General features: G+C 72.9%; 2 protein-coding genes and 1 pseudogene. All 3 read left to right on the top strand.

The window, feature by feature from the left end:
* Nucleotides 1-403 (top strand): short-chain fatty acyl-CoA regulator family protein (locus ACTS11_RS09980; RefSeq protein ID WP_442640166.1); only part of this gene is annotated, 403 nt, incomplete at its 5' end.
* An 80-nt stretch (nucleotides 404-483) separates the two neighbouring features.
* Nucleotides 484-894 carry a response regulator transcription factor gene (locus ACTS11_RS09975; protein ID WP_442640165.1) on the top strand — a complete coding sequence of 137 codons (411 nt, stop codon included), beginning with the start codon at nucleotides 484-486 and terminating at the stop codon, nucleotides 892-894.
* Nucleotides 895-911: 17 nt separating this feature from the next.
* Nucleotides 912-1,140: pseudogene (locus tag ACTS11_RS09970) on the top strand (hypothetical protein); the annotation flags it as partial.

Genomic DNA, 1,140 nt, shown 5'->3' with positions numbered 1-1,140 from the left:
GGACGTGGCGCTGGTGCTCCGGCGTCTCGCGACGCTGCCGCCGGGCGAGGCGCCGCGCCGCTTCGGCCTCGCGGTCTGCGACGCCTCGGGCGCGCTCCTCTTCCGGCGGCGCCTCGCCTCCTTCTCGATTCCGCGCTTCGGGCCGGGCTGCCCGCTCTGGCCGCTCTACGCCGCGCTCGTTCGGCCGGGGCACCCGGACACGACGGTGATCGAGATGCCGCAGGGCGGGCACTTCCGCACCTGGGCCGTGGCGCAGCCCGTGGCGCAGACGGGCTTCGGCATGGCGCCCGTCGTGCAGGCGACCATGCTCATCGCGCCCGAGGCCGAGAAGGAGGGCGCCGCCGTTCTCGCCGGGCCGGGATGCAGCCTTTGCCCCCGGACGGGCTGCCCCGCGCGGCGCTGAGGGTCCATCCACAGAACGCCATTGCGAAAGGACCGGGCCTTCTGCACACTGCACCCCTCATCCGGAGGGAGGCCGGACCCTTGGCGAAACGCATCCTTCTTGTCGAGGACGAAGCCAACATTCTCGAGGCGATCGGCTTCATCCTGTCGCGCGACGGCTGGGACGTGCGCGGGCACGGCAAGGGCGAGACCGCGCTCGACGAGATCGCGCGGGTGAACCCCGACGTGCTGGTGCTCGACGTGATGCTGCCGGGGCGTTCGGGTCTCGAGATCCTGCGCGACCTGCGGGCGCGGGCCGGGACGCGGGATCTGCCCGTTCTCCTCCTTACCGCGAAGGGGCAGGCGCGCGACCGCGAGCAGGCCATGGCGCTCGGCGCGAACGCCTTTCTGACCAAGCCCTTCTCCAACGACGAGCTGGTGGCCACCGTGCGCGGCCTCGTCAACGGCGGTGCGAGCCATCCGGTCGCCCAGCCGGCGCGCGACGGCGGCTGATCCGGGGCGCGGCGGGCATGGCGCGGCGGCTCTTCCTCGAGCGCAGGACCTACCGGAAGAACCGGCTCCAGGACGCGGCGCGGCTGCTGCCGGTGCTGGGCATGATCCTGTTCTTCGGTCCCGTCTTCATCGGCGGCGGCGGCGACGTCGAGGGGGCGGCGAGCCTCGCGGACTGGCTGGTCTACATCTTCGTGGTCTGGCTGGGCCTGATCGTCGTGACCATGCTGGTGAGCCGCGCGCTGGCCG

Source organism: Roseicyclus sp., from assembly GCF_052168335.1.
Classification (GTDB): domain Bacteria; phylum Pseudomonadota; class Alphaproteobacteria; order Rhodobacterales; family Rhodobacteraceae; genus Roseibacterium.
Note: the sequence above shows the minus strand (reverse complement) of the source record. Positions and strands in the feature narration are given on the sequence as shown.